General features: G+C 60.4%; 11 protein-coding genes. 5 read left to right on the top strand and 6 right to left on the bottom strand.

Annotated features, from left to right (window positions below; translation table 11 throughout):
- The first annotated feature begins 7 nt into the window (after positions 1-7).
- Entirely contained in the window at positions 8-1249 is a 1242-nt protein-coding gene (locus RSF91_RS12045) for a PepSY-associated TM helix domain-containing protein (protein ID WP_332568644.1), read from the top strand.
- 70 nt (positions 1250-1319) lie between these two features.
- On the opposite strand, the gene RSF91_RS12040 is transcribed toward RSF91_RS12045, so the two are convergent.
- On the bottom strand, positions 1320-1598 hold the full coding sequence (locus RSF91_RS12040) for a PsiF family protein (protein WP_332568643.1): 279 nt from the start codon (positions 1596-1598) through the stop codon (positions 1320-1322).
- 213 nt (positions 1599-1811) lie between these two features.
- On the opposite strand from RSF91_RS12040, the gene RSF91_RS12035 reads away from it, so the two are divergent.
- Positions 1812-2636 (top strand): undecaprenyl-diphosphate phosphatase, encoded by an 825-nt coding sequence (locus RSF91_RS12035; protein WP_332568642.1) that lies wholly within the window; start codon positions 1812-1814, stop codon positions 2634-2636.
- Between the two features lie 261 nt (positions 2637-2897).
- On the opposite strand, the gene RSF91_RS12030 is transcribed toward RSF91_RS12035, so the two are convergent.
- Together RSF91_RS12030 and RSF91_RS12025 are read right to left on the bottom strand one after the other, a co-directional pair.
- A complete protein-coding gene (locus tag RSF91_RS12030) occupies positions 2898-3764 on the bottom strand; it encodes an alpha/beta fold hydrolase (RefSeq protein WP_332568641.1) in 867 nt (288 codons plus the stop codon).
- Between the two features lie 84 nt (positions 3765-3848).
- Positions 3849-4832: a proteasome-type protease gene (locus RSF91_RS12025; protein ID WP_332568640.1), complete on the bottom strand. Its 984-nt coding sequence runs from the start codon at positions 4830-4832 to the stop codon at positions 3849-3851.
- A 287-nt stretch (positions 4833-5119) separates the two neighbouring features.
- Here RSF91_RS12025 and RSF91_RS12020 point away from each other — a divergent pair, with 287 nt between their 5' ends.
- Positions 5120-7006 carry a methyl-accepting chemotaxis protein gene (locus RSF91_RS12020; protein ID WP_332568639.1) on the top strand — a complete coding sequence of 629 codons (1887 nt, stop codon included), beginning with the start codon at positions 5120-5122 and terminating at the stop codon, positions 7004-7006.
- 55 nt (positions 7007-7061) lie between these two features.
- Here the strand turns inward: RSF91_RS12020 and mutS are convergent, their stop codons facing one another.
- From mutS to RSF91_RS12005, 3 genes are all read right to left on the bottom strand, one after another.
- Positions 7062-9647 (bottom strand): DNA mismatch repair protein MutS, encoded by a 2586-nt coding sequence (mutS, locus tag RSF91_RS12015; protein WP_332568681.1) that lies wholly within the window; start codon positions 9645-9647, stop codon positions 7062-7064.
- Between the two features lie 150 nt (positions 9648-9797).
- Positions 9798-10874, bottom strand: a complete 1077-nt coding sequence (locus tag RSF91_RS12010; RefSeq protein WP_332568638.1) for a sterol desaturase family protein — start codon at positions 10872-10874, stop codon at positions 9798-9800.
- A 138-nt stretch (positions 10875-11012) separates the two neighbouring features.
- A complete protein-coding gene (locus RSF91_RS12005; protein ID WP_332568637.1) occupies positions 11013-11921 on the bottom strand; it encodes an inositol monophosphatase family protein in 909 nt (302 codons plus the stop codon).
- 251 nt (positions 11922-12172) lie between these two features.
- Here RSF91_RS12005 and RSF91_RS12000 point away from each other — a divergent pair, with 251 nt between their 5' ends.
- Positions 12173-12973, top strand: a complete 801-nt coding sequence (locus RSF91_RS12000) for an RNA methyltransferase (protein WP_332568636.1) — start codon at positions 12173-12175, stop codon at positions 12971-12973.
- Between the two features lie 34 nt (positions 12974-13007).
- Complete coding sequence (gene cysE / locus RSF91_RS11995; RefSeq protein WP_332568635.1) at positions 13008-13838, top strand: serine O-acetyltransferase; 831 nt, start codon at positions 13008-13010, stop codon at positions 13836-13838.
- The last annotated feature ends 87 nt before the right edge of the window (positions 13839-13925 follow it).

Raw genomic sequence — 13925 nt, 5'->3', positions numbered from 1 at the left:
AACGGATATGCGTGCTCTCTGGACCGTGGTTCACCGCTGGGTGGGCCTGTTTCTCGCGGCTTTCCTGATCATGGCCGGCCTCACGGGAGCGGTGCTCTCGTGGGATCATGAAATCGACGACTGGCTGAACGCCGACATGCTGCATACGCCGGGGCGTGGCCCGCTGCAGACGCCGCTGCAATTGGCGCAAACTGTGCAGGCGGCTGATCCACGCGTCGAAATCTCCTATATGAGTCTGGGTCTGCGCGAGGGGGAGGCGGCTTCCTTTCTGGTACGCCCGCTGCTGGACCAGGGCACTGGCAAGCCCCATGTGCTGAGCTACAACACGGTGTTCGTGGACCCGGTGACGGGTGCCATCACCGGTTACCGGGACTCCAAGAGTCTGGCCCTGAGCTGGCGCAACCTCATGCCCTGGCTGCGTCATCTGCATGAAAGCCTGCTCAGCCCTACGTTTGCGGGCAGCGATCGCTGGGGCTACTGGTTCATGGGCGGCCTCGCGCTGCTGTGGCTGGCCGACAGTTTCTGGGCGCTGGTGTTGACCCTGCCTGCGAAGCGCAAGCCTGCTTTGGCCAAAGCACAAGGTGATTCCGGGAAGTCCTGGTGGTCACGCTGGATGCCGGCCTGGCGTCTGCGCTGGGGTGCTGGTGCCTACAAGCTCAACTTCGACCTGCACCGTGCGGGCGGGCTCTGGATCTGGGGCGTGATCGTTGTGGTGGCCTTCACCTCGTTTTCGATCAATCTCTACCGCGAGGTGTTCTATCCCGTGATGAGCAAGGTCTCGACCACTACGTCGGGTCCGTACGAAACGCTCAAGCCGGCTCCCTTTGGCAGCTATATCGAGCCGAAGATCAGCTTCGCCTCGGCGATAGACATTGCCAAGAAGGAAGCCGTGCAGCTGGGGATCAAAACAGAGGCTGGCGGCATTTGGTATGGCGGAGACTTTCCGTTCTACAACGTGTCCTTTTTCGATCCTGATGACGAGACCGGAGCCATGGGCATGGGCCTGTCCAACGTCTATGTGAGTTCGGAAACCGGCGAGTTGCTGGGCAGTTATCGGCCCTGGCATGGCACGGGCGCCGATGTGTTCGTACAGCTGCAACTACCTTTGCACAGCGGACGCATTCTGGGCACTTTCGGGCGCGTTCTCATGTCCTTTGTGGGCGTGATGGTGGCCATGTTGTCCATCACCGGAGTCGTCATCTGGTGGCGCAAACGACGCGGCAGACGGGCGCAGCTGGCGGCTCGCTGAAGGCCGTGCTCGCAGAATACAAAACGCCATGGTCTGACCATGGCGTTTTTTGTTTTGGGAAGAGCGGGTCTCAGTTCTTCTTCAGGCACTCGCTCATAAACGCCTTGCGCTCGTCACCCTTCTTGCCGGTGGCGTCGACGTTGCAGCTCTTCATGCGTTCTTGCTGGCGCTTCTTGCCGTCAGACAGACAAGACTTCATGAAGTCCTTGCGCTCATCGCCTTTTTTGCCGGTGGCTTCGGTATTGCAGGTGCCCATGAGTTGTTGCTGGGCGGTTTTAGGTTTTTCGTCAGCAGCCATGCTCATGCTGCAAGCCAAGGACACGACAGCCAGGACAACGAGTTTTTTCATGATGGTGTGATTTTTGTGAAAACGCCAACAACCGGCGCGCCGTTATTGCAGCACAGCTTGGGTGCTTTGCCCATGACCGCAAACCATGGCTTGTAAAAGTTTGCGATTGGAGCGTGATTAAGGGGCGTAAGGGAGCTGCGGCCAAAATAGCGAAAACGACAAGTGGATAATGAGCAGCTTTGCTCTCAACCCTGCACCCAAAGGACGATTCGCGTGGATACTTTATTGCTGCTCAAGGCCGCCATCATGGGCATTGTGGAAGGGCTGACCGAGTTCTTACCGATTTCCTCAACCGGTCACCTGATTCTGGCGGGCTCGCTGATGGGCTTTGTCGGTGGCAAGGCCAAGGTGTTCGAGATCGCCATTCAGACCGGCGCCATCTTTGCTGTGATGCTGGTGTACTGGCAAAAGATTCGCAGCACGCTGGTCGAGTTGCCCACCAGCCGTGAGGCGCAGAAGTTTGCGCTCAATGTCTTCATCGGTTTTCTGCCTGCCGTAGTCCTGGCGCTGCTGTTTGGCAAGTATGTGCAAGAGCACCTGTTCACGCCCGTGATTGTGGCCACCACCTTCATCGTTGGCGGCTTCATCATCCTGTGGGCTGAAAAGCGCCCCGCATCGGCCACCCGCGTGCATTCGGTGGACGATATGACACCGATGGATGCCATCAAGGTGGGGCTGGTGCAGTGCTTTGCGCTGGTGCCGGGCATGAGCCGCAGTGGCTCCACCATCATTGGCGGCATGCTGATCGGACTGTCGCGCAAGGCTGCGACTGACTTTTCCTTCTTTCTGGGCATGCCCACGCTGATTGGCGCAGGCGTCTACAGCATGTACAAGGAGCGTGCAACGCTGAGCATGGCGGATGCGCCGCTGTTTCTGGTGGGCCTGGTTTTCTCGTTCATCAGTGCCTGGCTGTGCGTACGCTGGCTGCTGCGTTTTATCTCTACCAACAGCTTTGTGCCGTTTGCCTGGTACCGCATCGTCTTCGGCATCATCGTGCTGGTGACGGCCTATACCGGTGTGGTGAACTGGCACCACTAAGAGTCGTTAACACCACCCTTGATGCGTCGTTATTTCGCTTTGTCGTACGTTTGTACTGCCTGCGGCTTCATGCCTCGTCTCAACCGCAAATCTGCGATTTACTGGGTGGTGTTAGCGCCTCTAAGCTAGCTTGTTAGCGCCCACAAAAAAGCCACTTGCGTGATTGCAAGTGGCTTTTTTCATAGCTGCTAGCGCCTTTATTCATTGAACTTCAGCATGTTTTATCAATGAATCCAATAATTAACAGGCGCTAGCAGCTATCTATTTGTGAGCGTCTACACCCGCTTTTTGCAGAATGCTTTGCTCCATATTGAGCAGCGAAGCCTCGATGGCGGCGGCTGTGGCCTGTGGGCGCTCCATGGGAAAGAGGTGGCCGCCGTCCAGCATCATGATGCGCCCGCGTGTCATGCGCTGCGTCATCTCCATGCCGACCTGGCGCATTTCTACCGATGAACGCCCGCCGATAAAAGACACGGGGCAGTGCAGCGGATTGCGCCTGAGCTGGTTGTTGAGATTGCTGGGCAGCGTGTTGTAGATGGCGGTTTCCACCTCGCGGGTGAATAGCAGGCTGCGCCTGCCCTGATCATCGTCTTGCAGGCCGTGCTCCACATAGTCTTGCAGCACCTGTGGGTGCCACTGGGCAAAGGCTTTTTTGCTGCGAAAGTACTCCAGTGCCTCGGCATTGCTGGCCCAGGTGTTGCGCCTGCGCTGGCTGATTTTGCCCGGCGAGACCGAGGCCACAATCTGCGTCTGCTTGGCAAGGCCTACGGCATTGGCCTTCCAGCCGCCCAGCAGGGGCGAGTCAATCAGCAGCACGCCGCGCGCCAGATCGGGGCGCTTGGTGGCCGCCTGAAAGCTCAGAATGCCGCCCAATGAGTGGCCCACCAGATAGATGGGCTGGCCATGCTGCTGCACTTTTTGTTCGACAAACTCGATCAGCTCATCCACCAGATGCGGCCAGTGATTGGTGACCGGGCGTGCCGGGTCATGGCCAAAGCGCTGCACGCCACTGGCATCAATGCCGCGCTGGCGCAGCAGAGAAAAAAGCAGGCGGTAGGTGCCGAGAGGAAAGCTGTTGGCGTGCGCGAACACCACGGGCAGGGTGTTCAGATCGCTGGCAGGAACCATGGTGTGAGAGCTGTGGGGCACAGAATAATGAATCGGGCGGAGGGTGCATCTGACATGAAAAACGCACCCTGAGGTGCGTTCATCTTATCGGTTAGAGAGCGATGCTTGCCGCTGCAGTCTGGCCTGCTCCTCGCTGGTCTGCATGCGCTGGTATTCGGTAGCGGTGCTGAGGCCGGCTTGCGCGGGAACCGGCGGCTGGCGCAGGGCTGCGGGGGGGATACTGCCGGCACCAGTGCCCAGTGCGGATTTCATGGAAGTGGGTGTTCCCACCTTCACCAGCGGATGCGCACGCGGGCTGTGAATGCGGATGGGGGAGTCCGTCTGGCCGCCATCCCAGGCCGGGTCGTCAATGCTGTCGAACACATTGCGCAGGCGCTCGCCCCAGCTGTCGTGCAGCATGCGCAGATAGGGGTTGTCGGCGTCCAGGCAGACAATGCGGTCGGTGGCAAAACGGTTGTTTTCATAGACGATCAAGTCCAGCGGAAGGCCTACCGAGAGGTTGGACTTGAGCGTGCTGTCCATAGACACCAGCGCGCATTTGGCGGCTTCATCCAGCGGGGTCTCTGAGGTGATGACGCGGTCAAGCACGGGCTTGCCGTATTTGGATTCGCCGATCTGGAAGTAAGGCGTCTCGCCCGTGGCTTCGATGAAGTTGCCGGCCGAATAGACCTGAAACAGGCGCATCTGCTCGCCCTGAATCTGGCCGCCAAAAATCATGGACACATTGAAGTCCACTCCAGCGCGCTGCAGGGCGGCGGCCTCACGTTCATACACATGGCGCACGGCTGCGCCCAGTACGCGGGCGGCGTCGAACATGCTGCGCACATTCCAGATGGTGAGCATCTCGTCCGTGGTCGTGTCGTGCAGCTGAAAGCTTTCCAGCAGCTCGCGCACCGACTGGGTGATGGACAGATTGCCCGCCGACTGCAGCACCATAAAGCGTTCGCCCGGCTGCTCATAAAGCATGACCTTGCGGAAGGTGCTGATCTGGTCGAGCCCTGCATTGGTGCGGGAGTCGGACAGAAAGACGAGGCCGGCATTGAGCTTGAGGGCGACGCAATAGGTCATGACAGAAAGCGGTACGGTAAAGATTTGAAGTGTAGTGGTGAGCCGCTGGGCTGGGGACTCGTCAGCTCAAGGTCGAGCGGCCGAGCCAGCGCCAGCGCCAGCCATATGAAAACCACTGCGGGATTTTAAAAGAGAGTCGTCTCAGGGGCTCTGCGCCCGGGCATTGCTGCCACAGCGCGAGGGCTGGCTGGGGCAAAACTGTTGCCCATCCTGGATGGGGTCGCGCTGCTGCTGAACATGAGAGAATTCCGCGCCTTTTAATTACATTTACTTTCATTTTGACGATTTTGCTGAACGTATTACGCAACCTCTCCATTCGCTACAAGCTGATGTCCGGCATGCTGGCCTGCCTGCTGCTGTTTGTGGCGATCGCCACGGCTCTGGGCTTCTTTCTGACGGGCGCCAACCTGCGTGAACGGGTGGTGACTCTGGAGCTGCCAGCCGTGGTGGGTGAAATCCGCAACGACATACTGCGCCAGATCGGTACGCCCCTGGCCATTGCCAAAACCACGGCCAGCAACAGCTTTTTGCTGGACTGGGAGGCTGCAGATCAGCCTGCCGAGGGGGATGCCGCCTGGGTGAAGTACGCCAGCTCCGTCAAGAAGCAAGCGGGTGCAGAGACCGTGTTCTGGGTCTCGGGCAGCACGCAAAAATATCTGACGAACGAGGGGCTGGTGCGCATGCTCGCGCCCAAGGGGCAGGGCGAGCAATGGTTCTATGACTTTCTGGAGCAGGGGGCTAGCCAGATGCTGGCCATCGATAAAGACGCCAGCTCTAGCAAATACATGATGTTTATCAACATCCGCTTCGATGCGGGTGACAAGCGCCAGGGTATTGCCGGTTTGGGTCTGTCCGTGGATTCGCTGGCTCAGACCGTGCGCTCATACAAGGTGGGGGAGTCCGGCAGCGTGTTTCTGGTGCGCGGCAACGGCAGCATTCTGGTGCACCGCGACCCGGCTCTGGCTGATGGTGCCCACTGGCTCAAGGATTTACCCGGTTTTTCCGCGTCTCTGAGTTCTGCCTTGCTGGACAAAAAGCCGTTCGTGCACTCGGTGTATGACACGGCAGAGGGCCCGCACATTGTGGCTTCGTCTTATGTGCCCGAGCTGGACTTGTATGTGCTGGCAGAGCTGCCTGAGGCGCAGGTGCTCGGCGATATGCGCCGCACCATTGCACTGACTTCGCTGATTGCCGCCGTGGTCGGTGGCGGTATTGGCCTGTTGGTGATTTTGTTTGTAAGCCGTGCCATTGCGGCCCCTGTGGGGCGCGCTGCACGCATGCTGGAAGAGATTGCCGACGGTCATGGCGACCTGTCGCGGCGCATGCTGGTGGAAAGCGCGGACGAGGTGGGCGTGCTGGGCTCGGCCTTCAATCGCTTTGTGTCTTCGCTTGAGCGCATGGTGGGGGCTGTGCGCCAGGCGGCCGATTCGATCTCGGTAGCCAGCTCTGAAGTGGCGCAGGGCAACCTCGACCTGAGCCAGAGAACCGAGGAAGCTGCCAGCGCGCTGCAGCATACGGCGGCTTCGCTGGCGCAGCTAACCAGTAGCGTGCAGGTCAACTCCGAAGCCACTCGCAACGCGGGCGAGCTGGCTCAAGTGGCGCGTGGCGTTGCCGAGCGTGGCGGTGCAGCCTTCGAGCAGGTGGTAAGCACCATGGAAGGCATCAACGGCTCATCGCGCAAGATTGCCGACATCATCAGCGTGATTGACGGCATTGCGTTTCAGACCAATATCCTGGCGCTGAACGCTGCCGTAGAGGCCGCGCGCGCCGGTGAGCAGGGGCGCGGCTTTGCCGTGGTGGCGGCTGAGGTGCGTAGCCTGGCCCAGCGATCGGCCGAGGCAGCCAAGGAAGTGCGCCAGCTGATTACGGCATCGGTCGAGCAAGCTGATCAAGGCTCACAGCTGGTGCAAAGCGCGGGCGTGACCATGCGCGAGCTGCTGCAGTCGGTGACCCAGGTCACGCACATCATTGGTGAGATCAGCCAGACCTCGGCGGCGCAGGGGCGCGGTATTACCGAGATCAATGAGTCATTGGCGGCACTGGATGGTGCTACGCAGCAGAACTCCGCATTGGTCGAAGAATCGGCCGCAGCGGCGGCAAGCTTGCGTGAGCAGGCGAGCCGCCTGCTGAGCGAAGTCTCGGCCTTCAAGCTGGGCGAGTCGGCAAAGCACTAACGGCTGATGCCCGATTGCACGGCCTGGCGGAGTTGAATCCTCCAGGCCGTTTCGCTTATGCGACGCTGATGTTTTTGAGCTGGTACAGCGCTTCCAGCGCTTCGCGCGGACTCAATACATCAGGATTGATAGCGGCAAGCGCTTGCTGCAATGGGCTGGGGGCGGAAAAATCGTCCACCAGCTCTGGCGCATCAAACAGGTTGACCTGCATGTCGTTTTCACCGGCCTGCGACTCCAGAGCCTCCAGCGCATGACGGGCGTGGTTGAGCACGCCTGCGGGCATGCCGGCCAGTTTGGCGACCTGAATACCGTAGCTGCGGCTGGCTGGGCCAGCTTGAATCTCGTGCAGAAACACGATATCGCTGCCCGACTCTGCCGCGCCCACATGCACGTTGACGGCGGCTTTGGCCTTGGCAGGCAGCTCGGTCAGCTCGAAGTAGTGGGTCGCAAACAGCGTGAAGGCCTTGGTCTTGTCATGCAGCTGCGTGGCAATACCGCTGGCAAGCGCCAGACCGTCAAAGGTGCTGGTGCCACGGCCAATTTCGTCCATCAGCACCAGGGAGTGCGGCGTGGCCGAATGCAGAATCTGCGCGGCCTCGGTCATCTCCATCATGAAGGTGGACTGGGCGTTGGCCAGATCATCGGCCGCGCCGATGCGGGTGTGGATGGCGTCGATGGGGCCAAGGCGGCAGCTGGCAGCGGGTACATAGCTGCCCATGCTGGCCAGCAGCGTGATCAGGGCCACCTGGCGCATATAGGTCGATTTACCGCCCATATTCGGGCCGGTAATGATCTGCATGCGTGTGTTGAGGTTCATACGCGTGTGGTTCGCGATGAAGCTGCCACTCGACGTTTCAGCCATGCGCGCTTCCACCACAGGGTGGCGGCCGGCTTCGATCTCTATGCAGGGCTGGCTGACGAATTGTGGCTCGGCCCAGTTCAGCGTCAGCGAGCGCTCGGCCAGCGTGCACAGCACATCCAGTGCGGCAATGGCCTGCGCCACACGGGTGAGCTGGGGCACATGGGGCTGAAGCTGATCGAGCACCTGCTCGAACAGGAATTTCTCACGCTGCAGTGCACGCTCTTGTGCAGACAGGGCTTTGTCCTCAAAGGCCTTTAGCTCTGGCGTGATGTAGCGTTCGGCGTTTTTCAGCGTCTGGCGGCGGCGGTAGCGCTCGGGCACCGCATCCTTGTAGCTGTTGGTGATCTCGATGTAGAAGCCGTGCACCTTGTTGAACTGCACGCGCAGGTTGGGAATGCCGGTCAGCAGCTTTTCCTTGGATTCCAGCTCCAGCAGAAACTCGTCGCAGTTGTTTTGAATGGCGCGCAGCTCATCGAGATCGGCATCAAAACCGGTGGCAATCACGCCGCCATCGCGCACCAGTGCGGCGGGCTCTTCCATGATGGCGCTTGCCAGCAGCTCGGCACAGCCCTGGGGCGGAATCAGATCGGTGAAAACCTGAGTCAAATAGGTCGATGGCGCTTTCCCTGATTGCGCAAGCAGCTGCGATTTTTGTAGCGTTTTGGACAGGCCCACCAGCTCGCGCGGGCGTACCTGACGCAGTGCGATGCGGGCGGTAATGCGCTCCACATCGCTCACACCTTTCAGCTCGGCGCGCAGGGCTTGCCAGGGCGTCATGCCTGCGCCCGTGCCGCGCAGCACACCAATGGCTTCAAGGCGCTGCATGGCGCTCTTGCGGTTGCGCTCTGGCTCCAGCAGCCAGGTCTTAAGCAATCGGCTGCCCATGCCGGTCATGCAGGTGTCGAGCAGCGAAAACACTGTGGGCGAGTCCTCGCCGCGCAGCGTCTTGATCAGCTCCAGATTGCGGCGCGTGGCCAGCGGCAGGGCGATCAGCTCATCGTCGCGCTGAACCTGAATGGCGTGGATATGGGTGAGGTTGCGACCCTGCGTGTGCTCGGCATACGAGAGCAGGGCGGCGCTGGCCGCATGGGCCAGTGGCATGTCTTCGGCCTCCCAGGCCTTGAGGCTGGCGGCACCCAGTAGCTCCAGCAGCTTGCGCTCGCCCAGGCCGGAGTCGAATTGCCAGTCGGGGCGGGGCGACAGTGGGCAGGTAATGGCGCTGCTGTGCTTGATGGCTAGCAGGTTTTGCTCAAAGCGCTCGGTCACACCGGCGCTGTAAATGACTTCACTGGGGCTGATGCGAGATAGCCATGCGCCCAGCTCATCGGCCGAGCATTCGGCCATATGAATACGGCCCTGCGTCACTGCCATCCACGCCAGGCCGCAGCGCTGGCGGCCAGCGGTGTGCACAGCGACCAGCATGGCTTCGCTCTTGTCGGAAAGCAGCTCGCTATCGGTCAGCGTGCCGGGCGTGACCACGCGCACCACCTTGCGCTCCACCGGGCCCTTGCCCAGGCCAATTTCGCCGACCTGCTCGCAGATCGCCGCCGATTCGCCCATCTTGATGAGGCGGCCCAGATAGTTTTCCAGCGCATGAAACGGCACGCCTGCCATGGGAATCGGCTGACCGGCGGTCTGGCCGCGCGAGGTCAGCGTGATGTCCAGCAGGCGCGTGACTTTTTCGGCATCGCCAAAGAAAAGCTCGTAAAAGTCCCCCATGCGGTAGAAAACCAGCGTGTCGGGGTAGTCTGCTTTGAGCTTGAAATATTGCTGCATCATCGGCGTATGTGCCGAGAGGTCAGCCATGTCAGGGGTGTAGGCCGGCGACGGGGTTTCTGTGCTTTTCTGGGTCATCGCTTCAGCGGTATGCAATTCGTGGGGCGCTGCGCTGATTAGGGCGCGCGCCAAACCACGCATTATCGGCGATGGTCAAAAGCTGATCTTGTGCCCGCTTTTAGCGCTTTCAGCATCAGGCGCAGCGGCTTCATCTGAATCATGAACAGGTCGGTAGCCGGGGCCAAAAGACACATCGCCCAGTCGCCAGCCAGCGCGGCAGGTGACTGCGCCCCAGAAGCGCCTGAGCGTGTACCACTGCATGGCGATCAGGCCGCGTTCGTTGTCGGCATCGACTTCGGGGTCGCTCACGCCGGTGGGGCGCAGTGCTTCGTCGTGATACAGGGCGCTGCCGAACAGCTGATCCCACCAGGGCAGCACCTGGCCAAAGTTGCAGTTGTGGCGCTCGGGCCGGTCTGCATCGCGCAGCATGTGGTGGTTGCGGTGAAAGCGCGGGCCGACAAAAAGGCGCTCGCCGACCTTGCCAACCCAGCCCAGGCGCAGGGCGACGTTGGCGTGCGAGAAGTTCTGCACCAGCTCGCTGAGCAGGCCCAGCATGGCGAACTCGGATGGCTCAACGCCCATGACGAGGCCTACGGCGGCCAGCACAAAGCTTTGCAGCATGCCGTCCAGGTAGTTGCTGCGGTCATTGCTCCAGCAGCTCATCTGGCGCTGGCTGTGGTGCATGCTGTGCATGGCCCACCACCAGGGAATGACGTGCTGGGCGCGGTGCATCCAGTAATACGTGAGGTCGTAGATCACGTAGTACACGGCAAACAGAATGTAGGGATGGTCTTCAAACCACGGTAGCCAGGCCTTGAGGCCGCTGGCCTCTTCAGTGGCTGGCCCGCCGCCCAGCATGTGGGCGATGGGCATGAGGATCAGAAAGCTGAACAGCGGAAACAGGCCCAGCAGCATGAGGAGGGTGTAGTTGCGGTCCACCGTGGTGTGACGCCGGTCGGCCCAGCGCTCGGCTGGCAGAAGGCTTTCGAGCGGGCGCATCACGCCGCCGATCAGAAACAGCTGCAGCAGCGCTATCAAGATGCCTGCCGCAATCTCGCGCGGGTCACCGGCGGCCTCGGCAATGTTCAGTGCGTTGACCACGGGTGTCACCGCGTGCAGGGAAACCCAGTCGATCGCCAGCGTCCAGTGCTGGCTGAAAAAATCCATCATATTGATCTGCCCGTTTGTCGTTGGGGCCGATTCTGGACAGTGAACTTGTGGATTCTGTGGAGATAAAAAAAGAGCCCGGCTCACAGGAGGCAGGCTCTTTTCGCAGTCGTGGGGCGACCGCCTTTTTATATTCAGCGCTTATTCAGCGGCTTTAGATTCGGTTTCGGCGCTTTCGTCAGCGGGAACTTCGAAGTCGTCGGACTTCACGGCTTGGCGCACGGCGGCCTTTTCACCGGCAGAGGCGAACTTGCTGAACTTGCCAATCACGGGGATCAGTGCGCCATAGATGCGGGGTGCTGCGGCCAGAATTTCCTTTTGTTCCAGGAAGTCGGCTTCGCCGGTGAAGTTACCAACCAGACCACCGGCCTCGCTGACCAGCAGCGAGCCTGCAGCCACGTCCCAGATGGACAGGCCGGATTCAAAGAAACCATCGGCAAAACCGGCGGCCACGTAGGCCAGATCCAGCGCAGCAGAGCCGGGGCGGCGCACACCAGCAGTGCGTTGCATGACTTCGCCCAGCATCAGCATGTATTGCTTGAAGTTGTCGCCACGGCGGAATGGGAAGCCGGTGGAGATCAGGCAGTCACGCAGCTGAGTGCGCTTGGAGACACGGATGCGGCGCTCGTTCAGGTAAGCACCACGGCCCTTGGTGGCGGTGAACAGGTCGTTACGGCTGGGGTCATAGACCACGGCGTGCTCGACCTTGCCCTTATAGGCCAGGGCGATGCTGACGCAGTACACGGGGAAGCCGTGGATGAAGTTGGTGGTGCCGTCCAGAGGATCGATGATCCAGACGTGGTCAGAGTTCTTGGCACCGTGCTCTTCACCCGACTCTTCGGCCAGGATGGAGTGCTGGGGGTAGGCGTTCAGCAGCGTCTCGATAATGACGCGCTCAGCGGCTTGGTCTACCTCGGTCACAAAGTCGTTCACCTGCTTTTGCGCAACGCGCACCGATTCCACATCCAGTGCGGCACGGTTGATGAGGGCGCCAGCGGCGCGAGCAGCCTTGATGGCCACGTTGAGCATGGGGTGCAGGGAGTTCGACATAGATTGTGAGTGCCTTGGCGGCTCAGCCCGGCGCAAAGGCGGGCTGAACTACGCGGGTAAGAACGTAAAAAGCCGCGACCGGCGATGCGGGGCGGCGACAATAGGCGCAATTCTACCCAGCCTGCACTTTTTTTGCTTGTGTGGCCCAGAGACCAGAGGGTCTTGTCTGCGGCCTTCCAATGAGCCACCAAGAGTGTGGGTGCTGTCTCTGTACTGTTTTATCAAGGCCACAAGTGGGGCCTTTTGCTGTGATGAAAACCCGATTCGTACTGATTGAAACCAGCCACGCTGGCAATGTGGGCGCTGCTGCCCGCGCGCTCAAGACCATGGGCTTTGACGACCTGGTGTTGGTGCGTCCGCGCTACAAGAATGTGCTGCGCAAGGAAGAAACCATTCAGCGTGCCAGCGGCGCACTGGATGTGCTGGACAAGGCCCGCATTGTCGACACGCTGGAAGAAGCGCTGGACGGCATCAGCCATATGTGCGCCACGGCCATGACGCCGCGCGACTTTGGCCCGCCCACCCGTACGCCGCGCGAGCATTTTGAGCTGCTACTGAAAGGTGAGCTGGATGTGCGCTCTGCACCAGCGGTAGATGGTGATTTGACGGATAACGCAGTCACCCCCGGCGCTGCCTGCAACCAGAAGGGTGTGGCCTTTTTGTTTGGCTGCGAGCGCTTTGGCATGAGCAACGACGATGTGTACCGCTGCGATGTGGCGCTGACCATTCCGTCCAATCCGCAGTTTGGCTCGCTCAATCTGGCATCGGCCATTCAGGTCGTTGCCTATGACTGGCGCGCGGCGCTGGGCGGCTTCCCGGCTGAAGAGCACACGCCCGAGGTCAACCGTGCCGACATGGCTCAGGTGCAGGGCATGCTGAGCCACCTTGAGCAGGCGCTGGCCCATGTCGGCTTTCTGGACCCGGCAGCGCCCAAAAAGCTCATGCCCCGGCTTAACCAGCTTTTCAACCGCGCGCAGCTGACGCAGGAAGAAATCCATATTCTTCGCGGTGTTGCCAAAGCCATGCTGAAGTGCGAGCCGCCAACCCGCTAGACTCGATGACCTGCTAAACATTTCTCGATATTTGATGCTTGATCGCCTGCGCTCCGACATCCAGTGCATTCTCGACCGCGACCCTGCGGCTCGCAGTACCTGGGAAGTCATCACCTGTTACCCCGGACTGCATGCCATCTGGCTGCAACGCCCGGCGCACTGGTGCTGGACGCATGGCTTCAAATGGCTGGGCCGCTTCATCTCGCACATGGGCCGCTGGTTCACTGGCATTGAAATTCACCCCGGCGCTGTCATCGGCAAAGAGGTCTTCATCGACCACGGCATGGGCGTTGTGATTGGCGAAACGGCTGTGGTGGGCGACGGCTGCACCATCTATCACGGCGTAACGCTGGGCGGTACATCGCTGTACAAGGGCGCCAAGCGCCACCCCACGCTGGGCAAGAACGTGGTGGTCAGTGCCGGTGCCAAGGTTCTGGGCGGCTTTGAGGTGGGCGATGGTGCCAAGATCGGCAGCAACGCCGTGGTCATCAAGCCCGTGCCTGCGGGCGCAACGGCCGTGGGCATTCCTGCACGCATCATTGCCAGCAAGAGCGGGCAGAGCGCCGATGTGACGGAGCACGAGGCCGCCCCCAAGGTGGTTGCGCAGCCAGCGGGTGTGATTGATGAAGACTGCGGCAAGAGCGGCTTCAGCGCCTATGGTGTGACGACGGAAGTGGACCCTGTGGCGCAGGTCATGCGATCCCTGTCTGAAGGCGCATCAAGCCATGAAAAGCAGATCGCGCTGCTGTGGGCCGCGATTGAAAAGCTGTCGATTCAAGGTCAGGTCAAGGATTGCATGCCCTGCGAGTCCGAGCGCCCCGAGGCCTTCCAGAAAGAAAAGATCGACCAGATTTTGGGTAAATAAGGCTTTAATCCTTATCTAGCGCTTGCCCATCAAGCGCAAGCAGCTCTTGTTTTGATAGTAATTGAATCAAAAAAGCCGGACCGCTTT

The sequence above is a fragment of the Comamonas sp. genome (assembly GCF_036643215.1).
In the GTDB taxonomy this organism is placed as follows: Bacteria; Pseudomonadota; Gammaproteobacteria; order Burkholderiales; family Burkholderiaceae_C; genus Comamonas.
This window is presented reverse-complemented; position numbering and strand designations above follow the sequence as displayed.

Coding starts and splice junctions, on each gene's coding strand:
- RSF91_RS12045 (WP_332568644.1), top strand. CDS start 8: ATGCGTGCTCTCTGGACCGTGGTTCACCGCTGGGTGGGCCTGTTTCTC.
- RSF91_RS12040 (WP_332568643.1), bottom strand. CDS start 1,598: ATGAAAAAACTCGTTGTCCTGGCTGTCGTGTCCTTGGCTTGCAGCATG.
- RSF91_RS12030 (WP_332568641.1), bottom strand. CDS start 3,764: ATGGTTCCTGCCAGCGATCTGAACACCCTGCCCGTGGTGTTCGCGCAC.
- RSF91_RS12025 (WP_332568640.1), bottom strand. CDS start 4,832: ATGACCTATTGCGTCGCCCTCAAGCTCAATGCCGGCCTCGTCTTTCTG.
- mutS (WP_332568681.1), bottom strand. CDS start 9,647: ATGATGCAGCAATATTTCAAGCTCAAAGCAGACTACCCCGACACGCTG.
- RSF91_RS12010 (WP_332568638.1), bottom strand. CDS start 10,874: ATGATGGATTTTTTCAGCCAGCACTGGACGCTGGCGATCGACTGGGTT.
- RSF91_RS12005 (WP_332568637.1), bottom strand. CDS start 11,921: ATGTCGAACTCCCTGCACCCCATGCTCAACGTGGCCATCAAGGCTGCT.
- RSF91_RS12000 (WP_332568636.1), top strand. CDS start 12,173: ATGAAAACCCGATTCGTACTGATTGAAACCAGCCACGCTGGCAATGTG.
- cysE (WP_332568635.1), top strand. CDS start 13,008: ATGCTTGATCGCCTGCGCTCCGACATCCAGTGCATTCTCGACCGCGAC.